At 42.3% G+C, this 25847-nt stretch carries 27 protein-coding genes, 1 pseudogene and 1 other annotated feature; of the genes and pseudogenes, 20 read left to right on the forward strand and 8 right to left on the reverse strand.

Features of this window, described 5'->3' with window-relative positions; all coding sequences use genetic code 11:
• Window positions 1-9 precede the first annotated feature (9 nt).
• The 4 genes from NYE49_RS06190 to NYE49_RS06205 all read left to right on the forward strand — a co-directional run bounded on the left by NYE49_RS06190 (window position 10) and on the right by NYE49_RS06205 (window position 4555).
• Window positions 10-1638 (forward strand): peptide-binding protein, encoded by a 1629-nt coding sequence (locus tag NYE49_RS06190; protein ID WP_015383346.1) that lies wholly within the window; start codon window positions 10-12, stop codon window positions 1636-1638.
• A gap of 78 nt (window positions 1639-1716) precedes the next feature.
• Window positions 1717-2667 carry an ABC transporter permease gene (locus tag NYE49_RS06195; RefSeq protein WP_041056500.1) on the forward strand — a complete coding sequence of 317 codons (951 nt, stop codon included), beginning with the start codon at window positions 1717-1719 and terminating at the stop codon, window positions 2665-2667.
• Window positions 2668-2682: 15 nt separating this feature from the next.
• Window positions 2683-3597, forward strand: coding sequence for an oligopeptide ABC transporter permease (opp4C, locus tag NYE49_RS06200; RefSeq protein ID WP_015383348.1), 915 nt, complete (start codon window positions 2683-2685; stop codon window positions 3595-3597).
• Window positions 3598-3802: 205 nt separating this feature from the next.
• Entirely contained in the window at window positions 3803-4555 is a 753-nt protein-coding gene (locus NYE49_RS06205) for a YjbA family protein (protein WP_047182429.1), read from the forward strand.
• 34 nt (window positions 4556-4589) lie between these two features.
• Here NYE49_RS06205 and trpS read toward each other — a convergent pair whose 3' ends face one another.
• Window positions 4590-5582, reverse strand: coding sequence for a tryptophan--tRNA ligase (gene trpS / locus NYE49_RS06210; protein WP_015483084.1), 993 nt, complete (start codon window positions 5580-5582; stop codon window positions 4590-4592).
• Between the two features lie 58 nt (window positions 5583-5640).
• Window positions 5641-5855 (reverse strand) — a binding site (T-box leader).
• Window positions 5856-6325: 470 nt separating this feature from the next.
• Between trpS and oppA the strand changes: the two genes are divergently transcribed.
• The 8 genes from oppA to spx all read left to right on the forward strand — a co-directional run bounded on the left by oppA (window position 6326) and on the right by spx (window position 14566).
• Complete coding sequence (gene oppA, locus NYE49_RS06215; protein ID WP_047182430.1) at window positions 6326-7963, forward strand: oligopeptide ABC transporter substrate-binding protein OppA; 1638 nt, start codon at window positions 6326-6328, stop codon at window positions 7961-7963.
• Between the two features lie 107 nt (window positions 7964-8070).
• The gene (gene oppB / locus NYE49_RS06220; protein WP_047182431.1) at window positions 8071-9006 is read left to right on the forward strand and encodes an oligopeptide ABC transporter permease OppB; all 936 of its coding nucleotides are present in this window, start codon (window positions 8071-8073) and stop codon (window positions 9004-9006) included.
• A 3-nt stretch (window positions 9007-9009) separates the two neighbouring features.
• Window positions 9010-9927 carry an oligopeptide ABC transporter permease OppC gene (gene oppC, locus NYE49_RS06225; RefSeq protein WP_003232954.1) on the forward strand — a complete coding sequence of 306 codons (918 nt, stop codon included), beginning with the start codon at window positions 9010-9012 and terminating at the stop codon, window positions 9925-9927.
• Between the two features lie 4 nt (window positions 9928-9931).
• Window positions 9932-11008, forward strand: a complete 1077-nt coding sequence (gene oppD, locus NYE49_RS06230; protein ID WP_077670618.1) for an oligopeptide ABC transporter ATP-binding protein OppD — start codon at window positions 9932-9934, stop codon at window positions 11006-11008.
• A 1-nt stretch (window position 11009) separates the two neighbouring features.
• On the forward strand, window positions 11010-11927 hold the full coding sequence (gene oppF, locus NYE49_RS06235) for an oligopeptide ABC transporter ATP-binding protein OppF (protein ID WP_047182432.1): 918 nt from the start codon (window positions 11010-11012) through the stop codon (window positions 11925-11927).
• A gap of 103 nt (window positions 11928-12030) precedes the next feature.
• A complete protein-coding gene (locus tag NYE49_RS06240) occupies window positions 12031-13248 on the forward strand; it encodes an MFS transporter (protein WP_080344185.1) in 1218 nt (405 codons plus the stop codon).
• 163 nt (window positions 13249-13411) lie between these two features.
• Window positions 13412-13990, forward strand: a complete 579-nt coding sequence (locus tag NYE49_RS06245; RefSeq protein WP_003224597.1) for a GNAT family N-acetyltransferase — start codon at window positions 13412-13414, stop codon at window positions 13988-13990.
• A gap of 180 nt (window positions 13991-14170) precedes the next feature.
• Window positions 14171-14566: a transcriptional regulator Spx gene (spx, locus tag NYE49_RS06250; protein WP_014476435.1), complete on the forward strand. Its 396-nt coding sequence runs from the start codon at window positions 14171-14173 to the stop codon at window positions 14564-14566.
• A 45-nt stretch (window positions 14567-14611) separates the two neighbouring features.
• Here spx and NYE49_RS06255 read toward each other — a convergent pair whose 3' ends face one another.
• Complete coding sequence (locus NYE49_RS06255; protein WP_003232944.1) at window positions 14612-15268, reverse strand: TerC family protein; 657 nt, start codon at window positions 15266-15268, stop codon at window positions 14612-14614.
• Between the two features lie 169 nt (window positions 15269-15437).
• Here NYE49_RS06255 and NYE49_RS06260 point away from each other — a divergent pair, with 169 nt between their 5' ends.
• The gene (locus NYE49_RS06260) at window positions 15438-15578 is read left to right on the forward strand and encodes a hypothetical protein (RefSeq protein ID WP_119122854.1); all 141 of its coding nucleotides are present in this window, start codon (window positions 15438-15440) and stop codon (window positions 15576-15578) included.
• Complete coding sequence (mecA, locus tag NYE49_RS06265; protein WP_015383354.1) at window positions 15545-16201, forward strand: adaptor protein MecA; 657 nt, start codon at window positions 15545-15547, stop codon at window positions 16199-16201. The genes NYE49_RS06260 and mecA overlap by 34 nt, the downstream gene beginning before the upstream one ends.
• On the opposite strand, the pseudogene NYE49_RS06270 reads toward mecA, so the two are convergent.
• Window positions 16196-16317 (reverse strand): annotated as a pseudogene (locus NYE49_RS06270) (hypothetical protein). The gene mecA and the pseudogene NYE49_RS06270 sit on opposite strands and share 6 nt — an antisense overlap.
• 43 nt (window positions 16318-16360) lie before the next feature.
• On the opposite strand from NYE49_RS06270, the gene coiA reads away from it, so the two are divergent.
• Both coiA and pepF read left to right on the forward strand, forming a co-directional pair.
• Window positions 16361-17512, forward strand: coding sequence for a competence protein CoiA (gene coiA, locus NYE49_RS06275; RefSeq protein ID WP_047182434.1), 1152 nt, complete (start codon window positions 16361-16363; stop codon window positions 17510-17512).
• 229 nt (window positions 17513-17741) lie between these two features.
• Window positions 17742-19571 carry an oligoendopeptidase F gene (gene pepF / locus NYE49_RS06280; protein WP_003245178.1) on the forward strand — a complete coding sequence of 610 codons (1830 nt, stop codon included), beginning with the start codon at window positions 17742-17744 and terminating at the stop codon, window positions 19569-19571.
• Between the two features lie 37 nt (window positions 19572-19608).
• On the opposite strand, the gene NYE49_RS06285 is transcribed toward pepF, so the two are convergent.
• From NYE49_RS06285 to NYE49_RS06305, 5 genes are all read right to left on the reverse strand, one after another.
• Window positions 19609-19776 carry a hypothetical protein gene (locus NYE49_RS06285; RefSeq protein ID WP_003244944.1) on the reverse strand — a complete coding sequence of 56 codons (168 nt, stop codon included), beginning with the start codon at window positions 19774-19776 and terminating at the stop codon, window positions 19609-19611.
• A 314-nt stretch (window positions 19777-20090) separates the two neighbouring features.
• Window positions 20091-20990, reverse strand: a complete 900-nt coding sequence (gene spxH / locus NYE49_RS06290; protein ID WP_003245184.1) for a protease adaptor protein SpxH — start codon at window positions 20988-20990, stop codon at window positions 20091-20093.
• On the reverse strand, window positions 20987-21385 hold the full coding sequence (locus tag NYE49_RS06295) for a group 2 truncated hemoglobin YjbI (RefSeq protein WP_003232928.1): 399 nt from the start codon (window positions 21383-21385) through the stop codon (window positions 20987-20989). The genes spxH and NYE49_RS06295 overlap by 4 nt, the downstream gene beginning before the upstream one ends.
• 254 nt (window positions 21386-21639) lie before the next feature.
• Window positions 21640-22365, reverse strand: a complete 726-nt coding sequence (cwlQ, locus tag NYE49_RS06300) for a bifunctional muramidase/murein lytic transglycosylase (protein WP_015383358.1) — start codon at window positions 22363-22365, stop codon at window positions 21640-21642.
• Between the two features lie 14 nt (window positions 22366-22379).
• Window positions 22380-22952 (reverse strand): CYTH domain-containing protein, encoded by a 573-nt coding sequence (locus NYE49_RS06305; RefSeq protein WP_047182435.1) that lies wholly within the window; start codon window positions 22950-22952, stop codon window positions 22380-22382.
• A gap of 124 nt (window positions 22953-23076) precedes the next feature.
• Here NYE49_RS06305 and NYE49_RS06310 point away from each other — a divergent pair, with 124 nt between their 5' ends.
• Genes NYE49_RS06310 through NYE49_RS06325 form a run of 4 tightly spaced genes read left to right on the forward strand, consistent with a single transcriptional unit; the run spans window position 23077 to window position 25842 of the window.
• A complete protein-coding gene (locus NYE49_RS06310) occupies window positions 23077-23445 on the forward strand; it encodes a hypothetical protein (RefSeq protein ID WP_003232922.1) in 369 nt (122 codons plus the stop codon).
• Window positions 23446-23473: 28 nt separating this feature from the next.
• Window positions 23474-24109, forward strand: a complete 636-nt coding sequence (gene yjbM / locus NYE49_RS06315; RefSeq protein WP_003245294.1) for a GTP diphosphokinase — start codon at window positions 23474-23476, stop codon at window positions 24107-24109.
• A gap of 18 nt (window positions 24110-24127) precedes the next feature.
• Entirely contained in the window at window positions 24128-24928 is an 801-nt protein-coding gene (locus NYE49_RS06320) for an NAD kinase (RefSeq protein ID WP_003232918.1), read from the forward strand.
• Between the two features lie 14 nt (window positions 24929-24942).
• Complete coding sequence (locus NYE49_RS06325) at window positions 24943-25842, forward strand: RluA family pseudouridine synthase (RefSeq protein ID WP_047182436.1); 900 nt, start codon at window positions 24943-24945, stop codon at window positions 25840-25842.
• The last annotated feature ends 5 nt before the right edge of the window (window positions 25843-25847 follow it).

Raw genomic sequence — 25847 nt, forward strand, 5'->3', positions numbered from 1 at the left:
GAATATCTAATGAAAAGACGGAAAACCGCACTGATGATGCTAAGTGTATTGATGGTTCTGGCCATTTTTTTATCAGCCTGCTCGGGATCAAAATCAAGCAACAGCAGCGAGAAAAAATCCACAGGCAAACCGCAGCAAGGCGGGGATTTGGTTGTTGGTTCAACTGGGGAGCCAACGTTGTTTAATCCACTCTATTCTACAGACGTTTCCAGTTCAGATATTGAAGGGATGATCTATAGTACATTATTAGAAACGGATGAAAAACTAAATGTGAAACCTGCTTTAGCTGAGAAAGTAACGGAATCCAAAGATGGCCTGACTTATGATGTCAAAATTAGAAAAGGTGTAAAATTCCATGATGGAAAAGAACTTACAGCCGATGACGTTGTTTTCACTTATAGCATCCCTTTAAACAAGGACTATAATGGTGAACGGGGTTCTGGTTTTGAATCACTAAAATCTGTTACAAAAAAAGGTGATTATGAAGTTGAATTTAAATTAAAGAAAAAGGATGCGTATTTTTACAATGTTGTTTTAGACAGTTACGGTATTCTGCCTAAACACATTTTAGGGAAAGTACCAGTTGCAGATTTAGGAGAAAATGAATTTAACAGGAAGAATCCAATTGGTTCGGGTCCATTCAAGTTTGTTGAATGGAAGAAGGGCGATTATGTAAAACTTGAAGCAAATGATGACTATTATGGCGGAAGACCGTATTTAGATACAGTGACAGTTAAGACGATTCCTGATTCTAATGCAGCTGTTGCTCAATTAAAAGCTGGAGATATTGACTTCTTTGTTGTACCAGGCACAGACTTTGAGACAGTTAAAACATTTGATAATGTGCAAGTTAAATCAGATCTTGGTTTGAACTATAGCTATATTGGATGGAATGAAAAAAATGAATTATTTAAAGACAAAAAAGTCCGCCAAGCTCTTACGTATGCACTTGATCGAAAAGCAATGGTAGATCAGGTGTTAAACGGTGATGGTAAAGTTGCAAATGTTCCTGAAAGTCCGCTTTCTTGGAACTATCCAAAAGGTGATGTACCTACATTTGATTACAATCCTAAAAAGGCTAAAAAGCTCTTGGAAGAAGCAGGATGGAAAGATACAGATGGAGACGGTTACCTTGATAAGGACGGAAAGAAATTTTCATTTACCATTAAAACTAACCAGGGTAATAAGATTCGGGAGGATTTAGCAGTTGTTGTTCAGCAGCAACTTAAAGAAGTAGGAATTGAAGCAAAACCGCAAATTGTAGAATTTAGTGCTCTTATTGAACAAACAAGCGCACCGAATTGGGATTATGATGCACTACTGCTCGGTTGGAGCTTGGCTACATTCCCAGATCAATTTTCGATTTTCCACTCCAGTCAATCTAAGAACGGATTAAACAACATATGGTATAAGAATCCTAAAGTCGATAAACTTTTAGAAGAAGCTAAGTCTATTACAGATAGAAAAGAATATCAGAAAAAATATGAAGAAATCTATAAATTGATTGCTGAGGATCAGCCTTATTCATTCCTGTTTTATTACAATTATCATAGGGCAATCCCGACAAACATGAATGGATATGTATTCCATCCGAAAAATGACTTATATCATATTGAAAAATGGTGGCTTGAACAATAATAATTAAATCCCTAGAGAGGGGAGGATCAAGCAAGCATCCTTTCCTCTTTATCCTATTTTAGAAAAGGGGACAAGAATATGGTTACATATATTGTTCGTCGAACATTAATGTCTCTGCCAATTCTTTTGGGCATTACAATTTTATCATTTGCGATAATGAAAGCGGCGCCAGGTGACCCGATGTCACTTATGATGGATCCGACAATCAGCCAAGCTGACAGAGCGAAATTTATTGAAAAGTACGGGCTCAATGATCCAGAACCTGTTCAATACTTAAAATGGCTAGGAAATATGCTCCAAGGCGACTTTGGGACATCTATTGTAAAAAAGGGGACACCAGTTTCCGATCTAATCCTTTCACGTTTACCGAATACTCTGGTGCTTATGGTTTTTTCAACTCTTGTTGCTCTTCTGATTTCAATTCCCTTCGGTGTTCTTTCTGCAAAACGCCCTTATTCTAAGCTTGACTATGGTATAACTGTCACGTCATTTTTAGGGCTGGCAATACCAAATTTCTGGTTCGGATTAATTCTTATAATGGTTCTTTCCGTAAATCTCGGCTGGTTTCCTACGGGGGGTGTCAGCACTTTAAACGCTGACTTTAGCATTATTGACAGGCTCCATCATTTAATTTTACCTGCGTTTGTTTTAGCAACTGCTGATATGGCAGGTATTACTCGTTATACTCGATCTAGTATGCTCGATGTATTAAAACAGGATTATATTAGAACAGCTCGTGCAAAAGGTTTTAAGGAAAATAAAGTTATTTTCAAACACGGATTGAGAAATGGCCTTCTGCCTGTTATTACAATTTTCGGATTGATGATCCCTTCATTTATTGGCGGTGCTGTAGTAGTTGAACAGATTTTTACTTGGCCGGGATTAGGGAAGTTATTTATTGATTCGGCATTCTCTCGAGATTATCCGGTTATTATGGCCATGACTGTAATTTCTGCTGTTTTGGTTGTACTGGGGAACTTGATTGCAGATATTTTGTATGCATTAGTTGATCCGAGAATTGAATATTAAAAGGGGGAGACACATATGGCACATCCAAACACTGCGGCTCCCTCTAATGAGGTAAAGCTAAAAGAAAATATTAGAAAAAAACCAGAAACAATGACTAGGATCTTTTTTGAGAAATTTTTCAAAAATAAGCTTGCTGTTGTTGGGGGTATCATATTAACAGTTATTATTTTAATGGCAGTCTTTGCCCCTTTTATTGCGCCTTACTCACCTGAGAGTCAATCACTTTTAAACAAACTGAAGCCGCCAAGCCCTAAAAATCTAATGGGAACGGATAAATTTGGGCGAGATATATTTACAAGGGTGTTATATGGAGCTCGTGTGTCTTTATTAGTCGGTTTTGCTTCAGTAATTGGTGCGATTACTATAGGTACGGTTGTTGGAGCTGTAGCAGGGTACTTTAAAGGAATAGTAGATGCTGTATTAATGAGGGCTGTCGACGTAGTCTTATCTATTCCTGATATTTTTCTGCTTATTACCTTGGTTACAATTTTTCAACCCGGAATGGATAAGTTAATTTTGATTTTTTCTTTGACGGGTTGGACTACAACAGCGAGACTAGTCAGAGGTGAGTTTTTATCTCTAAGGTCAAGGGAATTTGTATTGGCTGCTAAAACAATAGGCACAAAAAATCACAAAATTATTTTTTCGCATATATTACCGAATTGTATTGGACCAATTATTGTCTCCGCTACTCTAAAAGTAGGCAGTGTCATTCTAGCTGAATCAACGCTAAGCTATTTGGGTTTCGGTATCCAGCCGCCAATCGCTAGCTGGGGAAACATGCTTCAGGATGCTCAAAACTTTACATTAATGATTCAAGCATGGTGGTACCCGTTATTTCCCGGGCTATTTATTTTAATGACCGTTTTATGCTTCAACTTTGTCGGTGATGGCCTGCGGGATGCGCTTGACCCGAAAAATATTAAATAAAAATGAATATCATATCTGTTATAAAATATCACCAAATCAGAAAAAAAGCAGGTCTCCTTTTGTCAGAAAATATACAAAGAGATCTGCTTTTTGTGATTCTTACATAAAACTAGTGATTCCAGATTTCCTCAATCTCTTTGGAATAATTTCTCTATCCCTTGCCTATACTGTGGACAACAGTTTTTATAAAAGTGAGGGGTTAGAGATGTTATTTCTTCATGATGTGTGGGTCAATTGGTTTGAAGGGGAAGAAAATGGCTACAATGTATGCCACTTTCACGAATGGCGCAAGGAAGATACGGTTGAGCTTTTGGATCAGGTGCCGCTGCTAAGGGTGCCGTCAGTACTGTTTCATTACATAGAAAACGATTTGTCAGAGCTTCCGAAAGGTTTGCTTGAAGACGTACATCAGAAATCGTACATTCGGAAAAATCATGAGCGGACAAAGCTTGAGTATTGTTTTGTCGTAACAGACGGAATCGGCATTTTAGCTGTCGACACGATCGGCTACACGATCCCTGTCAGAAAAAGCCGTCTGATCCCAAGACAGGAGCAGCTCGTTTATGACATGGTGAAAGATGTAGAGCCTGAAACATATGAATTTGAGCCAAAGAAGCTGGAATCCTCCAAGGAATATCACATCTTATCATTAGCACCAGAACATGTCAGAGGACTGACTAGAAAAGAACGGCAAATCAAGCAGCTGATGTTTATGGCGCTTGACCAATTAAAAGGGCTGAAAAACCGGGCTGAAATCGGCTACTGGTACACAGAGTGGAATCCGCATATGTATGAACAAATCAAAAGGATGAGCTTTGAAGAGATTTGGGACATGCTGTATAACGAAACAATTGAAGGCTGGTCGGACAAGCACCTAGCTTTTTGCGAAAACCTAATAAAAGGTCAGCCTTTTTTCGAAAAGCTTTGGGAAATGGAAAACGAATCAAAGGTAAACTGAAAAAAACCGCTCTTTGCAAAGAGCGGTTTTTTGATTAGCGTCTTTTTCTTCCAAGACCCATGGCATTCTCCATTTTTTTCAGCATTTTGTTTGCTGTCCGGTTCGCTCGTTCCGCGCCTTCATCAAGAATCCGGTCTAATTCTTCAGATTCTATCAGCTCATAATAGCGGTCCTGGATCGGTTTTAATGCGTTCACCACGACTTCTGCCAAATCACCTTTAAACTCGCCGTAGCCTTTTCCTTCGTACTTTGCTTCAAGCTCTTCAATTGTCGTATTGCCGAGGATTGAATAAATCGTAAGAAGGTTGGAAACGCCCGGTTTGTTTTCTTTATCAAATTTCACAATGCCTTCAGAATCTGTCACAGCGCTTTTGATTTTCTTTTCAAGAAGCTTCGGTTCATCCAGCAGGGTAATATAAGCTTTCTGATTCGGATCAGATTTGCTCATTTTCTTCAGCGGATCATTCAGAGACATGATACGTGCACCGACTTTTGGAATTTTCACTTCCGGAATCGTAAAGATGTCGTTGTATTTTTTGTTGAATCGTTCTGCAAGATTCCGCGTCAGCTCAAGGTGCTGCTTTTGATCCTCGCCGACAGGTACAAGATCCGTTCCGTACAGCAGAATATCAGCGGCCATCAGCGGCGGATATGTTAACAGGCCGGAGACGACAGCTTCATTGCCTTTGGATTTGTCCTTAAATTGAGTCATCCGCTCAAGCTCGCCGATATATGCGACACACTGCATCATCCATCCGGCCTGCGCATGCGCGGGGACCTCTGATTGAATAAACAATGTTGCTTTTTCTGGATCAAGTCCGACAGCTAAGTAAAGCGCTGCGAGATTGCGGATATTCTTTCTAAGCTCTAGCCGGTCTTGAGGAACAGTTATCGCATGCTGGTCCACGATGCAAAAATAGCTGTTATAATCATGCTGCAGTTCGACAAACTGCTTCATTGCACCGATATAGTTGCCGAGCGTCACTGAGCCGCTTGGCTGAATGCCTGAAAAAATCGTTTGTTTCATGAAAACATCAACCTCATTTCTTAAAACATAATAAAAAAGGCTCATTCATCCCCTGTAAAAAAGGGACGAATGAACCGTGGTACCACCCTGATTATTCCATTAAAATGGAATCACTCTGACGTTTGTAACGGAGACTGCTCCGGCTGAGCCTACTTTTTTCCAGTTCGGTCAGCTGCTCCAAAGTCCATTCCACATTGCCCGTTATCTGCTCCCAGCACCGCAGACTCTCTTCAAACAGGTGAAATGTGTACTACTCTTTTTCATAGCAAGCTTTTCTTTTGATTGCTTCATTATAAATCAATTATAACCAATTGTCATCATGAAAAAACATTCTTTTTTCCAGTAAAATTGTAATAATATAAATAACACGCGTGTTGTAAAATCCTTAAATGATAACTGCTATCAGCGTAAAAACAGGCAGATATTATATGTAAAAAGCAATATGGGCAGAAAACACATGAAAAAGTTTTTAATCAATTTATGCTTTAAATGGTAGAAGGATATTATGTTCATGGAAGAAAAACTAACGAAGTTTAAATATTTTAAATTGATAAAATAATATTGCAATAAATTATTTGTTTCATTATAATGAACTTGTTCACTCTATTGTTACAGCTTTTTTACAAAAATAATCAGAAAAGACGGAACAGAATAAAAGTTGTGGAAACTCAGGTTCATTTGTCTGATATTTCTGAGGATTTAGCCGTAAGGAGCTGAAAATTATTATTAGGGGGTTTGCGAATATGAAAAAACGTTGGTCGATTGTCACGTTGATGCTCATTTTCACTCTCGTGCTGAGCGCGTGCGGCTTTGGCGGCAGCGGATCAAACGGTGAAGGGAAAAAGGACAGTAAAGGAAAGACGACACTTAACATTAATATTAAAACTGAGCCGTTCTCCTTACATCCGGGATTGGCAAATGATTCAGTATCAGGCGGTGTCATCCGTCAGACTTTTGAAGGATTGACACGTATCAATGCAGATGGTGAGCCTGAAGAAGGCATGGCTTCTAAAATTGAAACGAGCAAGGACGGAAAGACATATACATTTACCATTCGTGATGGTGTGAAATGGTCTAATGGAGACCCTGTAACAGCACAAGATTTTGAATATGCTTGGAAATGGGCGCTTGATCCTAATAACGAATCACAATACGCTTACCAGTTCTACTACATAAAAGGTGCTGAAGCGGCGAATACCGGCAAAGGCAGCCTAGATGATGTGGCAGTAAAAGCTGTGAATGACAAAACGCTGAAGGTTGAATTAAATAACCCGACTCCATATTTCACTGAATTAACTGCGTTCTATACGTATATGCCGATCAACAAGAAAATTGCAGAGAAAAATAAAAAGTGGAATACAAATGCCGGAGATGATTATGTATCAAACGGGCCGTTCAAAATGACGGCATGGAAACACAGCGGTTCTATTACTCTCGAAAAAAATGACCAGTATTGGGATAAAGACAAAGTCAAACTGAAGAAAATCGATATGGTTATGATCAACAATAACAATACGGAACTGAAAAAATTCCAAGCTGGCGAACTTGATTGGGCCGGTATGCCGCTCGGACAGCTTCCAACAGAATCCCTGCCGACCCTGAAAAAAGACGGTTCTTTACATGTTGAGCCGATTGCAGGTGTGTATTGGTACAAATTCAACACTGAAGCTAAGCCATTAGACAACGTAAATATCCGTAAAGCTTTAACATATTCGCTTGACCGTCAGTCGATTGTTAAAAACGTTACGCAAGGAGAGCAAATCCCGGCAATGGCTGCAGTGCCGCCTACAATGAAGGGATTTGAGGATAACAAAGAAGGATACTTCAAAGACAATGATGTCAAAACAGCAAAAGAATACCTTGATAAAGGCCTGAAAGAAATGGGCTTAAGCAAGGCATCTGATTTGCCAAAAATCAAATTGTCTTACAACACTGATGACGCACACGCGAAAATCGCTCAAGCAGTACAAGAAATGTGGAAGAAAAATTTAGGCGTTGATGTTGAGCTTGATAACTCAGAGTGGAATGTCTATATTGATAAGCTCCACAGCCAAGATTATCAAATCGGCCGTATGGGCTGGCTCGGCGACTTCAATGATCCTATCAACTTCCTTGAATTGTTCCGTGACAAAAACGGAGGAAATAACGATACAGGCTGGGAAAATCCAGAATTCAAAAAGCTTCTGAATCAGTCACAAACTGAAACAGATAAAACAAAACGTGCAGAGCTGCTGAAAAAAGCAGAAGGTATTTTCATTGATGAAATGCCGGTTGCTCCAATCTATTTCTATACTGATACTTGGGTACAGGATGAAAACCTAAAAGGTGTTATTATGCCAGGTACTGGTGAGGTTTATTTCAGAAACGCATATTTTAAATAAGGCTACGTCTGAAAATAAAAGACCTCAAGGTATATGGGGAGAAAAGCCCCATATACCTTTCTTACTGATGGAGTATAAAAATGTAAAAACCATGGAGGTGTTCCCCCTTGCTAAAATATATCGGAAGACGCTTAGTCTATATGATTATCACACTATTTGTGATTGTAACTGTGACATTCTTCTTAATGCAAGCAGCACCGGGCGGGCCATTTTCAGGTGAGAAAAAGCTTCCGCCTGAAATTGAAGCAAATTTAAATGCGCATTATGGCTTGGACAAGCCGTTGTTTGTACAATATGTAAGTTATTTGAAATCAGTTGCAATGTGGGATTTCGGACCGTCATTTAAATATAAAGGTCAGAGTGTTAACGACCTGATCAGTTCAGGTTTCCCCGTTTCATTTACTCTTGGAGCAGAAGCTATTCTCCTCGCTTTAGCGTTAGGTGTATTGTTTGGGGTCATTGCAGCCCTTTACCATAATAAGTGGCAGGATTATACCGTCGCGATTTTAACGATATTTGGTATTTCGGTTCCGAGCTTTATCATGGCGGCTGTTCTGCAATATGTGTTCTCCATGAAGCTTGGGCTGTTTCCGGTCGCGGGGTGGGATTCCTGGGCATACACCTTTTTGCCTTCAATCGCACTTGCTTCCATGCCGATGGCGTTTATTGCCAGACTTTCCCGTTCAAGCATGATCGAAGTGTTAAACAGTGATTATATCCGCACAGCGAAAGCGAAAGGGCTTTCCCGCCCAGCGGTTACAGTGCGGCACGCCATTCGAAACGCGCTTTTGCCGGTTGTTACATACATGGGCCCGATGGCCGCCCAGGTCTTAACGGGAAGTTTTATCATTGAAACGATTTTTGGGATCCCGGGTCTTGGTTCACACTTCGTAAACAGTATTACAAACCGTGATTATACAGTCATTATGGGTGTAACGGTGTTCTTCAGTGTCATCCTGCTATTGTGTGTATTAATCGTAGACGTGCTTTACGGCATTATTGATCCAAGAATCAAGCTTTCCAAAGCAAAGAAAGGAGCCTAGGCCATGCAGAACATTCCGAAAAACATGTTTGAACCAGCCGCAGCGAATGCCGGCGATGCAGAAAAAATAAGTAAAAAGAGCCTTTCCCTCTGGAAAGATGCGATGCTTCGCTTCCGCAGCAATAAGCTTGCAATGGTCGGGCTTATCATTATCGTACTTATTATCCTTATGGCAATTTTTGCGCCGATGTTCTCAAGGTATGATTATTCAACTACTAATCTCTTAAATGCGGATAAGCCGCCTTCAAAAGATCACTGGTTCGGAACAGATGATCTTGGACGGGACATTTTCGTCCGTACATGGGTAGGGGCGCGAATCTCAATCTTTATTGGTGTTGCAGCTGCTGTTCTTGATTTGCTGATCGGCGTCATTTGGGGGAGCATTTCAGGCTTCCGCGGAGGCAGAACGGATGAAATCATGATGCGTATCGCTGATATCCTTTGGGCAGTTCCTTCATTATTAATGGTTATCTTACTGATGGTTGTTCTTCCGAAAGGTCTATTTACGATTATTATTGCCATGACGATTACAGGCTGGATTAATATGGCCAGAATCGTGCGCGGACAAGTGCTGCAGCTGAAGAATCAGGAGTATGTGCTTGCTTCACAGACACTGGGTGCAAAAACATCCCGTCTTCTGTTTAAACATATCGTGCCAAACGCAATGGGTTCTATTTTGGTCACGATGACACTGACAGTTCCTACTGCGATTTTCACAGAAGCCTTTTTAAGCTATTTGGGACTTGGTGTTCCGGCTCCGCTGGCAAGCTGGGGAACGATGGCTTCTGACGGATTGCCTGCATTGACCTATTATCCGTGGCGTTTATTCTTCCCTGCCGGATTTATCTGCATTACAATGTTTGGTTTTAACGTTGTCGGTGACGGATTAAGAGACGCATTGGATCCTAAGTTACGTAAATAAGGGAGTGATACGGGTGACACGCCTATTAGAAGTAAAAGATTTAGCAATTTCATTTAAAACATATGGCGGAGAGGTCCAGGCAATCCGCGGAGTGAATTTCCATCTGGATAAAGGAGAGACGCTGGCCATTGTTGGAGAATCAGGTTCCGGAAAAAGTGTAACCTCTCAAGCGATTATGAAGCTGATTCCAATGCCTCCGGGTTATTTCAAACGCGGTGAGATCCTGTTTGAAGGAAAGGATCTGGTGCCGCTGTCCGAAAAAGAAATGCAAAATGTCCGGGGAAAAGAGATCGGCATGATATTCCAAGATCCGATGACCTCTTTAAATCCAACGATGAAGGTCGGTAAACAAATTACGGAAGTGCTTTTTAAGCACGAGAAGATCTCGAAGGAAGCGGCTAAAAAACGCGCGGTTGAACTGCTGGAATTAGTCGGTATCCCAATGCCGGAAAAGCGGGTGAACCAATTTCCGCATGAATTTTCAGGCGGGATGAGACAGCGGGTTGTCATTGCCATGGCGCTTGCAGCGAATCCGAAGCTTCTGATCGCCGATGAGCCGACAACTGCTCTTGATGTAACGATTCAAGCGCAAATTTTGGAATTAATGAAGGATTTGCAAAAGAAAATTGACACGTCCATCATCTTTATCACACACGATCTTGGTGTTGTGGCTAACGTTGCTGACCGGGTCGCTGTCATGTACGCGGGACAGATTGTAGAAACCGGTACGGTAGACGAAATCTTCTATGATCCGAGACATCCATACACTTGGGGGCTTCTTGCATCCATGCCGACACTGGAAAGTTCAGGTGAGGAAGAGCTGACTGCAATTCCGGGCACGCCGCCTGATTTGACAAACCCGCCAAAAGGAGATGCTTTTGCCCTGCGGAGCTCTTATGCGATGAAAATCGATTTTGAACAGGAGCCGCCAATGTTTAAGGTATCCGATACTCATTATGTAAAATCGTGGCTGCTTCATCCTGACGCGCCAAAGGTAGAGCCGCCTGAAGCGGTAAAAGCGAAAATGCGTAAACTGGCAAATACGTATGAAAAACCTGTCTTAGTGAGAGAAGGTGAATGAATTGACTGAAAAATTATTAGAAATCAAACATTTAAAACAGCACTTTGTCACGCCGAGGGGCACGGTTAAGGCTGTAGATGATTTATCATTTGATATCTATAAAGGTGAAACATTAGGGCTGGTTGGTGAATCTGGCTGCGGTAAATCGACAACAGGCCGAAGCATTATCCGGCTGTACGAAGCAACCGATGGTGAGGTGCTGTTCAACGGTGAAAATGTGCACGGGAGAAAATCGCGGAAAAAGCTGCTGGAATTCAACCGCAAAATGCAGATGATTTTCCAAGACCCATATGCATCCCTGAATCCGAGAATGACAGTTGCTGATATTATTGCTGAAGGCCTTGATATTCATAAGCTGGCGAAAACAAAAAAAGAGCGGATGCAGAGGGTTCATGAACTATTGGAAACAGTTGGTTTAAACAAGGAACACGCGAACCGCTATCCGCATGAATTTTCCGGCGGCCAGCGCCAAAGAATCGGGATTGCCAGAGCTCTTGCTGTTGATCCGGAATTCATTATCGCGGATGAGCCGATTTCCGCTTTGGATGTATCCATTCAAGCGCAGGTCGTGAATTTAATGAAAGAACTGCAAAAAGAAAAAGGGCTCACATACCTGTTTATTGCCCACGATTTATCGATGGTCAAATACATCAGTGACCGCATTGGAGTCATGTATTTCGGGAAACTGGTTGAGCTTGCGCCGGCAGATGAGCTTTATGAAAATCCGCTTCACCCGTATACAAAATCATTGCTTTCTGCGATTCCGCTTCCAGATCCGGACTATGAGAGAAATCGCGTCCGCCAGAAATATGATCCGTCCGTCCATCAATTAAAAGATGGGGAAACGATGGAATTCCGTGAAGTCAAACCGGGACATTTTGTGATGTGCACGGAAACCGAATTTAAAGCTTTTTCATGATTCATCAATCCTTCAAGAATCTCTTGAAGGATTTTTTTGCGTCTTCATAGAAAGTGAGAATGATAACATTTACAATTAGAGGAAAAAGCGGAGGCGAAATACGATTCAATTTCTGCATAACAAAAATGTTTTTGCGCTATTGCTGTCTCAATCTTTTCAATCTTTAGCAGGAGTCCTCGTCACAATCGTTTTAATGGTCCGGGTCTATCAAATGACTGACTCCGTTTTTTTGGCGGGTCTTATTTTATCGTTCATGTCGTTTGCGAGTATAGCAGCAAGCTTTTGCGTCTCTCCGGTGCTTCGCATTCTCGGTTTTAAAAAGGTGCTTGTGGGGGCGAATCTGCTGAGAGCGGTCTTTACAATACTGATGGCATACAGCGTCACTCATCACGGACAGGCATTCTTTTGGATTACGCTGCTGTTTGTGTTTTGTTTTTCCTTCGCGGGCGCTTTTTTTCAGCCAGCAAGATTTGCGCTGCTGCCGATTATTGTTCCAAAGAAGCAATATGTAAAAGCGAATGGTGTGATCTCCCTCTCGAATCAATTGTTCTTAACAGCAGGCTGGGGCCTTGGAGGCCTTCTGACGTCCGCCGTCCCTTTTGAACTCGTTGTCGGCACTGCCATTTGCCTGTTTGTTCTATCGGGTGCTTCCATCAGTGTGCTGCATGTAAATGAAGAAGAGGCTGTAGGAACTGCTGAAACAGCATCTGCCAGAAGTATATGGAAGGATTTAATGATCATCCCTATTGTAAGAGACATTACTGTAATGGACATGATAGAAGCTTTGGCGGGTTCCGTATGGTCATCTGCTATTCTCCTCGCATTTACTGCGGCTGTTTTGCATGAAACAGAGGTGTGGTGGGGGATGTTTAACGCTTCCTATTTTATAGGCGCAATTGTCGGCAGTGTGATTGCCATTCGTTTTTCTTCTTTTTTTGAGCGGAATATGGGCTATGCCATTATGTTCAGCTCGCTTGTAATGTCGGCGCTGACCCTTTTGTTTTCGTTTTCTCCAGTCCCATTTTTATGCGCTCTGGCTTGTGCTGCAATGGGGCCTTTTTATCAGGTGCGTGATATTTGCCAGGAAACCATGCTGCAGGAGGTTATTCCCGAGCAGAAACGAATCGGAATCATGGCTGCAAAAAATGCGATTTTGACTCCTTGGTCAGGCGTCACCTACTCCATTATGGGGCTAGTGGCTGATGCTGCTGGTGCGAAAATAGCTTTTATCGCGGCTGCTGCATTATATATCATGACATTTCTGATTGCACTGGCGCAGTCCCGCCTGATTCATTACAGGCGGGAAAACCGAGTTCAATGAGATACACTTCAAAATGAACGGAGCAGCTGGCTCCGTTTTTGCTGAAAAAAAATGAAACCATGGCGGAAGTTCGCACGTCTTTATAGATGTAAGGCTGTTTAAACAAGAAGAAATGGGGTATATCTAAAAGTATGAAGACAACGAACTCATAAGGAGCAAATCAATGAACTGGTATGAAAAGCTTAGCGAGTACTTTCCAATTGAAGAAATGAAATCAAAAGCGCATATGGAAGCTCTTCTGAAAGAGCGAAGCGATATTTATCATAAAGATGAAGGCAAACATCATATTTTAATGTTTGCGGAATTCGATTCTTTTATCTTCGTTGATTATCTGTATGTGTCTAAGGATGCAAGAGGGCAGGGGCTTGGCGGCAAATTGATCGCGAAGCTGAAAAAGAAAAATAAGCCCATATTGCTCGAGGTGGAGCCTGTGGATGAAGATGATACTGATACAGAAAAACGCCTGAGGTTTTATCAAAGAGAGCATTTCAAGCATGCTCAGTCAATTGGGTACCGGCGCCGGTCATTGGCTACGAATGAAGTAAACAAGATGGAGATTCTGTACTGGTCACCAAAAACAGAATCAGAAGAAGAAATTCTTGAAGCCATGAAACAAACATATGAAAACATTCATACTTATAAAGACGAGAAATGGTACGGGGAATCGTACGAAAAAACGGATGAAGTCCTGAAACTCATTGATGAAGAAAAACAAAAAAATATTTTCGATCAGTTAAGCTAATTGAGAATTAGAACATATCATGAACATTAAAAATTTGCTGGATTGACACATTTTTTTCTTAGGATACTGTTCACACTTACTTTTTTATAGTATAATACCTGTAAAGATTCCTTTTTTAGAGTAATTTCAATTTAAGAATAAAATAGATGTTCATCCTACTAATTAGAGGAGTGAAGATGAATGGTTACACTATACACATCACCAAGCTGTACTTCATGCAGAAAGGCGAGAGCGTGGCTCGAGGAGCACGATATTCCATTTGTAGAAAGAAACATTTTCTCTGAACCTTTATCAATTGATGAAATAAAACAAATTCTTCGAATGACTGAGGATGGAACAGATGAAATCATCTCAACCCGTTCAAAAGTATTCCAAAAACTGAATGTGAACGTTGAATCTATGCCGCTGCAAGATTTGTACCGCTTGATCAACGAGCATCCAGGTTTGCTTCGCCGTCCGATCATCATTGACGAAAAACGTTTGCAGGTCGGATATAACGAAGACGAAATCAGACGTTTCCTGCCAAGAAAAGTTCGCTCTTTCCAATTAAGAGAAGCACAGCGTTTGGCAAACTAATAGATCGTATCATCAAAAGAAGGCTGAGTCATCAGCCTTCTTTTATTATTTTTCAACCTGCTGGTAATAAATGCTCGCAAGAATGACAAACGCAACCGTCAAAATGGGGAGGAGCGTTTCAACTGTGCCGTGCTGCGCCATAAAAAGAGACAGCTTTTTGTCTCTGACAATCATTTCTCCGCCAGTATAAGCAAGCAGCCCGCTTCCCGCGTAAATCAGAAGCGGTATTTTCTCTAGTGCAATATGGATGAGTTTGCTGCCCCAAATAATAACCGGAACCGATACACACAAACCTATAACAACGAGAGAAAACTCACCGTGTGATGCTCCCGCAACTGCGATGACGTTGTCCAGCGACATAAAGAGATCTGCAAGCACAATCGTTCGTATCGCTCTCCACAGGGAGGTGCTGCTTTTAATGTGTTTCGTGTCTTTTTTTTCAATCAGCAGCTGATATCCTAAATACAGCAGGAAAATTCCGCCGGCGCACTGCAAGAACGGAATGTTCAAAAGATATACAGCTGCACTTGTTAATCCGATTCTCATGGCAACGGCAATAAATGTTCCGAGAATAATGGCCTGCTGTCTTTGCTTGTCCGGCAAATGTCTGCTGGCCATGGCAATGACAACCGCATTATCTCCGCCGAGGATCAGGTCAATCCCAACAATGACAAGCAGAGAAATCAGATAGTCATGCTCCATGAAGCGGCACCTCGCTTTCAGTCCTTCGCTTGTACTACTACTATATGAGACAGGTCATATTTTATGATATCAGCCGCCTGATCTGCCGTTTTTTAGGCAAAGGTGCATTTTTATTTCTTTTGTGACTGTTTTATCATAAAATAGAAATACAAAGGAATTCACACTGGCCTTGGTTAAGGTTAAGATGTGGACGGAATGGGTAAAGTGTAGTAAAGTACAATTAATCGGGAGCTTAGATGTCCCTTCAACATCTTATATAGAAGGGAAGGTTGGCAAATGGAAATTGAAAGAATTAACGAGCATACAGTAAAATTTTATATGTCTTACGGAGATATTGAAGATCGCGGTTTTGACAGAGAAGAAATTTGGTATAACCGTGAGCGCAGTGAAGAACTTTTCTGGGAAGTCATGGATGAAGTTCATGAAGAAGAGGAATTCGCTGTGGAAGGCCCACTTTGGATTCAAGTTCAGGCACTGGACAAAGGATTAGAAATCATCGTCACAAAAGCCCAGCTTTCCAAAGACGGACAAAAGCTCGAACTGCCGATTCCTGAGGATAAAAAGCAAGAACCAGCATCTGAGGATCTTGACGCCTTGCTGGATGATTTCCAGAAAGAAGAGCAAGCCGTCAATCAGGAAGAGAAGGAGCAAAAGCTTCAATTTGTCTTGCGATTTGGCGATTTTGAGGATGTTATTTCTCTATCTAATTTGAACGTTAACGGAAGCAAAACGACTTTATATTCGTTTGAGAACCGATATTATTTATATGTAGATTTTTGCAATATGACTGATGAAGAGGTTGAAAATCAGCTAAGCATCCTGCTGGAGTACGCAACTGAATCCTCAATCAGCATACACCGTCTTGAAGAGTACGGCAAGCTGATTATTTCAGAGCATGCTCTAGAAACGATAAAAAAACACTTTGCATCATAGCAAACCGATTTCCTTCCGGAAATCGGTTTTTTTTATGCACGAAAATGCCTTTTTAGAGATGTGAAAAATCAAAAACATATAGACAAGCAGAAATACAGCGAACAGGAGTTGATCATCTTTTCCAGAAAGTATACTTCATCTGGAAAGGAGAGATGACAATTGTTTAGTGCTGTGACTGAAGACGGCCAAATGTTTCACCTTTTAGGCGCTCAGCAAAACCAGAAATTAAAGCGGAGACGGTTCTTCTGTCCGGTATGCGGGGGAGAGCTAGCTGTGAAGCTCGGACTTCAAAAAGCGCCGCATTTTGCCCATAAACAGAACAAGTCCTGCTCCATAGACATCGAACCGGAAAGCGCCTACCACTTAGAAGGAAAAAGACAGCTGTATGTATGGCTGAAAACACAACGGGCTTCACCAATATTGGAGCCGTATATAAGGACAATCAACCAAAGACCGGACATCATGGCAAGGATCAAGGAGCATATGCTTGCTGTTGAATATCAATGCGCCACTATCGCACCAAATGTCTTTCAGAAGCGGACAGAGGGCTTCAAACAAGAAGGAATCATCCCGCAGTGGATTATGGGATACAGCCGCTTAAAACGGACTGCTTCGTCCTTTTATCAGCTTTCAGCTTTTCATTGGCAGTTTATCAATGCAAGTCCATACAAGGAACTGATATGTTATTGTCCTGAAAGGCGTTCTTTTCTCCGGCTTAGCCACATCATACCATTCTACACAAACCATTCTTATTCCTCAGTCCAAACGATCCCTATCCATCGGGCAGGTGTAGATGATCTTTTTTTCACTGAACCGAAACCCTCAATTCAATATTCAGGCTGGACGAAAGCGATTCACCGTTTTCGCCATAAACCCCATCGGTTTAACTCAAAGGAAACAAATCGCCTTAGGCTGCTGTTTTATGAGAAACGGCAGACGCCTTTTTCTTTTCTGCCGACTGAAGTGTTTGTTCCTGTTAGTAAAGGGGCAGTTTTTAAGAGTCCGGTTTTTGTGTGGCAGGGGTTTCTTTATTTGTTTATGACGGATCTTGGAGGTAAACGTGCGCCAATTCGTTTTTCAGCCGTTTTGCAGCAGTGCAAACTGCACATTCATAATAAGAACATTGCACTCAGGTTTGAATGCAGCGAAGAGTGTCTTTCAGAAGCGGTTAAACAGTATATTGATTTTTTGTGCAAGAAGGGATTTTTAAGGGAGACTCAGAAAGAAGTATATGTGCTGAATCAGCCTGCAGGTGGCATACACTCAATGCAGGATCTCATAGAAAGAGACCGCAGCTGTTTTATAGAATGAGTTTGTCTTATTTGGCTCACCCTAAGACAAAGGTGGTGGGCAGGCTGTGAAAGGCACAAAAGGAAAGGTTTTTCGTGTTTTTACTGCTTTTTTGGCATTCGTTCTCTTCATTACTGCATATGATTTGACAAAAGGCAGTGAAAAACCGGAAGATATTCACAACACAAGTTTATTGAGAAACAGCTGTTTTTTCAATTGGCTTGAATCAAAGAAGACGAGGGGGATCACCATGGCTGAGGAAAAAAAAGCAAACCAACTGCCTGACAGAAGTGAGGTAAAGGCAGAAGACACATGGAGACTTGAGGATATTTTTCCTAGTGATGAGGCCTGGAATAAAGAATTTCAAGCTGTAAAAGAATTAATTCCGAATTTATCTAAGTATAAAGGAAAGCTGGCAGATTCAGCTGATCATTTATACGAGGCTCTTACGTATCAAGATAAAGTGATGGAGCGGCTGGGTAGGCTGTACACATATGCGCATATGCGCTCTGACCAGGATACTGGGAACTCCTTTTACCAGGGGCTGAATGACAAGGCGGGAAACCTGTATACACAGGCCGCAAGCGCGACAGCTTATTTGGTTCCGGAGATTTTATCCATAGAAGAAGACAAACTGCAGCAGTTCATTCTTGAAAAAGAAGAATTGAAGCTGTACTCTCATGCGATTGAGGAGATTACAAAGGAACGTCCGCATGTGCTGAGCGAGAAGGAAGAGGCGCTGCTTGCTGAAGCCTCCGAGGTACTGGGGTCATCTTCAAATACATTCAGCGTGTTAAATAACGCAGATATAACGTTTCCGTCCATTAAAGACGAAGATGGGAATGAAAAACAGATCACTCACGGCAACTTTATTAATTTCTTGGAAAGTGAAAACCGTGAAGTCCGCAAAAATGCGTTTGACGCAGTGTATAAAACGTACGGACAATATAAAAACACAATGGCCACGACGCTTAGCGGCACTGTGAAAAAGGACAACTTCTACGCGAGAGTGAAAAAGTACAAGTCAGCGCGTGAGGCTGCGCTTTCTAACAACAGTATTCCTGAGGAAGTATACGATAACCTTGTTAAGACGATTAATAAGCATTTACCGCTCCTGCACCGCTATATTGCGCTGAGAAAGAAAGTGCTTGAGCTTGATGAAGTGCATATCTATGACCTGTATACACCGCTTGTGAAAGATGCGGGGATGAAGGTGACATACGAGGAAGCCAAAGATTACATGCTGAAAGGCCTCGCACCATTAGGGGAAGAATATGCCTCAATCCTAAAAGAAGGACTGGAAAACCGCTGGGTAGACGTTTACGAAAATAAAGGCAAACGCAATGGGGCTTATTCATCAGGAGCTTACGGCACGAATCCGTATATTTTGATGAACTGGCATAATAACGTCAATAATCTCTTCACGCTCGTGCACGAGTTTGGACATTCCGTACACAGCTACTATACGAGAAAGCACCAGCCTTATCCATACGGCAATTACAGTATCTTTGTCGCGGAAGTTGCCTCTACGACAAATGAAGCGCTCCTTGGCGAATATTTGCTGAACAATTTAGAGGATGAAAAACAGCGCTTATATATTCTCAACCATATGCTTGAGGGCTTCAGGGGAACGGTCTTCAGACAAACGATGTTCGCTGAATTTGAACATCTGATCCATACAAAGGCGCAAGAAGGCGAGCCGCTTACACCTGAGCTTCTGACAAATGTCTATTACGACCTGAATAAAAAGTATTTTGGAGACGGCATGGTGATTGATAAGGAAATCGGCCTTGAATGGTCGCGTATTCCGCACTTCTATTACAATTACTATGTGTATCAGTATGCGACAGGGTACAGCGCTGCCCAAGCATTAAGCAGCCAGATTTTGAAGGAAGGAAAGCCGGCGGTTGACCGTTATATTGACTTCCTGAAAGCGGGAAGCTCACAATACCCGATTGATGTCCTGAAAAAAGCGGGCGTTGATATGACGTCTCCAGAGCCAATCGAAGCCGCGTGCAAAATGTTTGAAGAAAAACTTGATGAAATGGAAGAGCTGCTGATGAAAGTCAAGCAGTCTTAAAAAAGTAAGCCTGTGCGGAAATGACGCACAGGCTTTTTTAAAACCCTTTAAAGGTTTTCCGGTGATTCAAGCGGTAGAGGGTAAACAAAATAGACAGAAACAGCAGAGGAGAGGTAATATAAAGCGGCAGCATATGCATCATGCCTAAGATATTCAAGCAGAAAAAAACAGCAATGCACACGATTGAGATCAAAGTAGACATCATGGCGGTCCTCCTCGTCCTTTTTCCTTATAAGGATATGAGTGAATGCACTTCGTTATGTTTTGTGACAAAAATATGAACATTAAGCATAGAGGTTGTCAAAAGTCGACATCTTTTGTTATCATAAGGATGTGAAATTGATCACAAACAAACATTACCCCTTTGTTTGACCGTGAAAAATTTCTCCCATCCCCTTTGTTGTCGTTAAGACATATGAAACCGCGCTTATCCCGGCGCGGTTTCTTTAGCACTAAAAACAGAACGTATGTTTGGTTCGTGGCGTAAAAAAACAGCCTCAAGCATATGCACGCCTGCGGCTATTTTTCACATGATTGATATTCATCAGAATAAGTGCTGAGAGACTTCCAAAACATTCCGTGTTTGGCTTCCACCTTGGCAACCTTTTTAGCAAACGCCAGTTTTTTCATTTCTTTTTCTACCTCTTCAAGGCTCAGGTCATATACAAGAGCAATTTCCTTCGAGGCAACGAAGCGGAAATATTCAATAAAACATTCTAAAGGCGGTGTTTCCGACGGCTTCGGCTCGTCGCCAAGCATCTCAAATAAAATTTCTTCATATACATCATATGAGTAGCTGCCAGGAACTTTAAGCCCTTCATCCTCATGCTGCGTATTAAAAAACGTCAGTGTCGGATTAACAGAAACATCCATCTCAGCAGCAATTTTCATGTCACATTGAAGCGCCTTGACCGCGCTTTGAGAATGCAGATCTTTTTTGAATTCTTCAAGATCGAGACTTGTATTTTCAGCAATCTCCAAAAGCACGTTTTCATCCGTAATATTTTTCTTTGAAACAAATAGGCTCTCCTGCATATTTCTGAGAAATTGCATGCCGGCTTTTCGTCCTTGCAATTCGGCTGCTTTAAAAGCGAGAGCAGCCATATAAGGCGATGAAAGCGGCTGATCCTGTTCGAACCAGACATTGCCGTCACATGACATGCCAGAGCGGCTCGCGATCTTTTCCCATGCTTCTGCGAGAAGATGCTTTTTTCGCTTTTTATTTAAAGCGGTAAGGCTTGCGGAAGCGATAATGCGTAAGGTGAAAAAACGTCCGTATCTGATTTTCAGCTTTTTGATGACGGGCTCTAAGGACCAGCATTCAGGACATAAAGGGTCTACAAACATATAAATTTCAAGCGGTTTTTTTGGATGACCGTGGCAATGGGCGAAGTATAGCTCATGCTGATAGTTTGTCAAGATGATCGATCCTCCGCTTCCGTTTGATTCACCATATGCCTTGCTGTCAACTCCAGCCGGCCAAACAAAAACTCACGAATTTCGCCCTCCAGCCCTACATGGTCCATTGCGTCCTTCATACAGCTGAGCCACGCATCAGCTCTCTCGTTTGTAATTGGAAAGGGAAGATGCCTTGCTCTGAGCATAGGATGGCCGTGCTCCTCAGTATAAAGAGGAGGCCCGCCTAAATACTGAGTTAAGAATTGCTTCTGTTTCCTGGCGGTTTCTGTCAAATCGCTTGGAAAAATCGGCTTCAGCAAAGGATGAGACGCGACACGCTCATAAAAAGTATCAACAAGTTGCGATAGAAGTTCCTCTCCAATCGCTTCATAAGGTGCGTTAAACGATTGTCCCATGTTGACTACTCCTTTAAATATGGCTAATAGGAATCATAAATCCTATTGCAAAAAGTAATTTTCTGTATTTCATTGTTTCATCTAGGTTTATTTTAGCAACAAGGCATCATTTCTACAAACAAACTGCCTTTTTTGCGTATGATGACTCATTTCGGCTGACAGCCGGGGTTTGTATTTCATATCATATCACATAAAAATCAGGAATGCGTAAGATTTCACTTCGCAAAAAAACCAGAGGGAAAGAGCCCCTCTGGTTACGCGTAATAAGCTGAAGTTATTTTTTTTACATAGTTTTGCGTTTCTTGGAAAGGAGGAATGCCTCCGTATCGGTCAACATTTCCCGGCCCGGCGTTGTAAGCCGCTAATGCCATAGACACATTGCCGTCGTATTTATCCAGCATTTGTTTTAAATATTTCGTTCCGCCCTCCACATTTTGCTGTGGATCAAGCGGATTGGAAACGCCAAGTGAGCTTGCTGTTGACGGCATCAGCTGCATGAGGCCCATCGCGCCTGCTCCGCTGACCGCTTTTGCATTAAAGCCTGATTCCTGTTTGATGACGGCACGGATCAGTTTTTCATCAACGCCATATTTATCAGCGGCTTTTTTAATCGCACTGTCAATAGAGAAGTCTCCCGAACTGATCTGATTTGCTTCATGTTTGTTTGAAGCTGAATCTGCAGCAGCTGTTTCAGTGCTTTCTGCCGCTTTTGTGACTGAACCTGAATTGCTGCTCGTATATGAGTTAAGCCCATACGCTGAAAGCAGTGACGGCGCTGTTGTATTCGCGCTGTTCAGCATGCTTGGCGATGAAGAAGGTGCTGATTGCTGAGATGTCAGACCGTTTGTATATTGGCTGAGCAAAGAGCTAAAACTTGAAAGCGGGCTTTCCGTATTCTGAGTGTCCGAGCTGCTGCGTGCATTAGATATGGACTGTAGTGCCTGAAGCTGAAGTAAAGCTGCCCAATTCGTTACATTCACGATGTCATTCCACCTTATATAGACTTTCGTTTTTCTTCATAAAAACGCAGAATTTTATTTTTGGTTTCGCGCTGAGGAATGCTGAATTGCTGAAGCAGCTTCTCGAAGGCTTGTCTGCCCTCATGCCAATCCGCCGCCTCAAATTCAATTTCATAGTCCTCTTTATTTAAATATCGGCTGTGGTCTAAAACTATTAAGCCTTTTTCTGTTTCTTTTTCCGCACGGTTTGTTGCTAAAGATCCAAAGTATTGAATGGCATTCGTATCGATCTGAAGCTTGTGCAGCTGGTCCTTCACAGGGCCCTCGGGAACTGAAAATCCAGCGAGATCTGATACCTCTGAAAGCTGCTGGTGCGTTTCCAGAAGCCCCACATAAGCCGGCTCCTTTAATGTAAGGACATACTTTCCGTTTTTTCTGCGGATACGAAGCGCAGCATGTTTTTGTTTCAGCGCGAAGCTGTCTGTATCAAAATAATGATTCTTTTGATCTGTAAAATCTTTTTCTGTCAGCTGGAGTGCCGCTGCTATGTTCTTGAATTCTTGTTTGGTCAGCATATTTTTAAATTCGATTTCAATTTCTTGGCTCATGATGCTCTTCCTTTCCGCCCTGTAAATCTTATTTTTACTATTATCTCTTTAGATGTTAGGTTTATCAATATCGAGCTCGATATGATAAAATGAATCTGTACTTTGTTTAAAAAAGGAGAGCATTATGCAAAACAGAATCGAAATTTTGAATGCAACATTATCGGATGATCAGCTTCGCCTTGCCTGTCAGACAGAAGGAAACGAAGCGGAACGCAAGCCGTCAGGTCAAATGCTTGTTGATTCTGACCACTTTGCTTTTGTATACATACTTGAATTAGCTGATTCTTTTGAATATGTCATTATAAAGGAACATGTATGGCCGGAACTGAAGCAGGCCCATGCACAAAAAATACCGGTTGTTTTAGAGGCAGGAGACCAAACAATTGAACTGGCAGGCCTGCATGAGGAGCTGGAATATCTTTTAGAAAATATAAAGGATAATGCAAACTACGGAGAAGAAATGGAAGAAAAAGTGAAACGCGTGTTTTTATAGAAACTGGTTCGGAATTGGGGGATGTATGATGGATGACAAACAATGGGAGCGTTTTTTAGTGCCGTACCGCCAGGCTGTCGAAGAGTTGAAAGTGAAGCTCAAGGGGATCCGCACACTATATGAATACGAGGACGACCATTCACCGATCGAATTTGTGACCGGACGCGTCAAGCCTGTGGCGAGCATACTTGAAAAAGCGAGACGGAAAAGCATACCGCTGCATGAAATTGAAACCATGCAGGACATTGCTGGCCTTAGAATCATGTGCCAATTTGTCGATGACATCCAAATCGTAAAAGAGATGCTTTTTGCCAGAAAAGATTTCACCGTCGTGGATCAGAGAGATTATATTGCGGAACATAAAGAGAGCGGATACCGGTCATACCATCTTGTTGTGCTGTACCCTTTGCAGACGGTATCCGGAGAAAAGCATGTTCTCGTGGAAATACAGATCCGTACACTGGCGATGAATTTTTGGGCGACCATTGAGCATTCATTGAATTATAAATACAGCGGAAACATTCCTGAAAAAGTAAAACTAAGGCTTCAGCGCGCTTCTGAAGCGGCTTCCCGGCTTGATGAAGAGATGTCGGAGATCAGGGGTGAAGTACAGGAAGCTCAAGCTGCCTTTTCAAGAAAGAAAAAAGGAAGCGAGCAACAATAGGTAAAGGGGAAGAAGAGCATGAAATTTGCCGTATCATCAAAAGGAGATCAAGTTTCTGATACGCTGAAAAGCAAAATACAGGCGTATTTATTGGATTTTGATATGGAACTGGATGAAAATGAACCGGAAATCGTTATTTCAGTCGGAGGCGACGGAACGCTTTTGTATGCTTTTCACAGATACAGCGACCGCTTGGACAAAACAGCATTTGTCGGCGTTCACACAGGTCATCTGGGTTTTTATGCCGACTGGGTTCCTCATGAAATTGAAAAACTTGTTCTTGCCATCGCGAAAACGCCGTATCATACAGTCGAATATCCGCTTCTCGAAGTCATTGTGACCTATCACGAAAACGAGCGGGAAGAAAGATACTTAGCTTTGAATGAATGTACGATTAAAAGCATCGAAGGAAGCCTTGTTGCAGATGTGGAAATCAAAGGGCAGCTCTTTGAAACCTTCCGGGGCGACGGCCTCTGCCTGTCAACTCCATCAGGCAGCACAGCCTACAATAAGGCGCTGGGCGGAGCGATTATCCATCCCTCTATCAGGGCGATCCAGCTTGCGGAAATGGCTTCAATTAATAACCGCGTGTTCCGTACGGTCGGGTCACCTCTGCTTCTCCCATCCCATCATGATTGCATGATTAAGCCGAGAAACGAAGTTGACTTTCAAGTGACGATTGACCATTTAACCCTTCTCCATAAAGATGTAAAGTCGATCCGCTGCCAGGTTGCATCCGAAAAAGTGCGGTTTGCGAGATTCCGTCCGTTTCCATTTTGGAAAAGAGTCCAGGATTCGTTTATTGGAAAAGGTGAATAGAAAGAGGACATATCGTGGAGCATTTTTTTATCAGAAAGAACATTACTTCCGCTGAGGACGGGATGACTGTAAAAGAATATGCCGGTGAACTGGGAATTTCGAAACGTCTGCTGACCGATATTAAGTTTGGCGGGGGAGACATGCTGATCAACGGTGAGCATGTGACGGTTAAATACGTTTTGAAAGAGGGAGATCTTCTTATCGTGAAGTTTCCTGAGGAACAGGTGAGCGAGACGCTGTTGGCAGAGCCTGTTCCGCTCGATATCCTTTATGAGGATGAACATGTGCTTGTGATAAACAAACAGCCGTATGTGTCATCAATCCCTTCGAGAGAGCATCCCTCCGGCAGCATTGCCAATGGAATTATTGATCATTATCAAACAACCGGAGTGAGGGCGACAGTACATCTTGTCACCCGGCTAGACCGGGATACATCTGGTGTCATGCTTGTTGCCAAGCATCGATTTGCCCACTCCATTTTATCGTCTGCGCAAAAAAACGGCCTTGTGAAACGCCGGTATGCGGCAGTGGTTCACGGGCGGATGGCACAGATGGAGGGAACAGTCGATGCTCCGATTGGCAGACATCCTGACAGTATTATTGAACGGACGGTAACACCGGACGGCCAGAAGGCTGTTACTCATTTTTACGTCACATGTGCAAATGATGACATGACCTCGGTGGCATTGCAGCTTGAGACTGGACGAACCCATCAAATTCGTGTTCATATGAGCTATCTCGGGCACCCGTTGTGCGGCGATACACTGTACGGCGGAACGAGACAGGAAATTGGCCGGCAGGCTCTGCACAGCGAGCATCTTTCGTTTATCCATCCGCTGACACAGGAGAACATGACGTTTCATGCTCCACTGCCTCAGGACATGAGAAAACTGATAAAAGGAGAGAATCATTGATTCTC

Source organism: Bacillus sp. FSL L8-0358 (assembly GCF_038593095.1).
In the GTDB taxonomy this organism is placed as follows: Bacteria; Bacillota; Bacilli; order Bacillales; family Bacillaceae; genus Bacillus; species Bacillus subtilis.

Coding starts and splice junctions, on each gene's coding strand:
- opp4C (WP_015383348.1), top strand. CDS start 2,683: ATGGCACATCCAAACACTGCGGCTCCCTCTAATGAGGTAAAGCTAAAA.
- NYE49_RS06285 (WP_003244944.1), bottom strand. CDS start 19,776: ATGATGTCTACTTTGATCTCAATCGTGTGCATTGCTGTTTTTTTCTGC.
- NYE49_RS06320 (WP_003232918.1), top strand. CDS start 24,128: ATGAAATTTGCCGTATCATCAAAAGGAGATCAAGTTTCTGATACGCTG.
- spx (WP_014476435.1), top strand. CDS start 14,171: ATGGTTACACTATACACATCACCAAGCTGTACTTCATGCAGAAAGGCG.
- trpS (WP_015483084.1), bottom strand. CDS start 5,582: ATGAAACAAACGATTTTTTCAGGCATTCAGCCAAGCGGCTCAGTGACG.
- NYE49_RS06205 (WP_047182429.1), top strand. CDS start 3,803: ATGTTATTTCTTCATGATGTGTGGGTCAATTGGTTTGAAGGGGAAGAA.
- NYE49_RS06190 (WP_015383346.1), top strand. CDS start 10: ATGAAAAGACGGAAAACCGCACTGATGATGCTAAGTGTATTGATGGTT.
- NYE49_RS06305 (WP_047182435.1), bottom strand. CDS start 22,952: ATGAGCCAAGAAATTGAAATCGAATTTAAAAATATGCTGACCAAACAA.
- yjbM (WP_003245294.1), top strand. CDS start 23,474: ATGGATGACAAACAATGGGAGCGTTTTTTAGTGCCGTACCGCCAGGCT.
- NYE49_RS06310 (WP_003232922.1), top strand. CDS start 23,077: ATGCAAAACAGAATCGAAATTTTGAATGCAACATTATCGGATGATCAG.
- oppC (WP_003232954.1), top strand. CDS start 9,010: ATGCAGAACATTCCGAAAAACATGTTTGAACCAGCCGCAGCGAATGCC.
- pepF (WP_003245178.1), top strand. CDS start 17,742: ATGGCTGAGGAAAAAAAAGCAAACCAACTGCCTGACAGAAGTGAGGTA.
- NYE49_RS06255 (WP_003232944.1), bottom strand. CDS start 15,268: ATGGAGCATGACTATCTGATTTCTCTGCTTGTCATTGTTGGGATTGAC.
- mecA (WP_015383354.1), top strand. CDS start 15,545: ATGGAAATTGAAAGAATTAACGAGCATACAGTAAAATTTTATATGTCT.
- oppA (WP_047182430.1), top strand. CDS start 6,326: ATGAAAAAACGTTGGTCGATTGTCACGTTGATGCTCATTTTCACTCTC.
- NYE49_RS06295 (WP_003232928.1), bottom strand. CDS start 21,385: ATGGGACAATCGTTTAACGCACCTTATGAAGCGATTGGAGAGGAACTT.
- NYE49_RS06195 (WP_041056500.1), top strand. CDS start 1,717: ATGGTTACATATATTGTTCGTCGAACATTAATGTCTCTGCCAATTCTT.
- NYE49_RS06245 (WP_003224597.1), top strand. CDS start 13,412: ATGAACTGGTATGAAAAGCTTAGCGAGTACTTTCCAATTGAAGAAATG.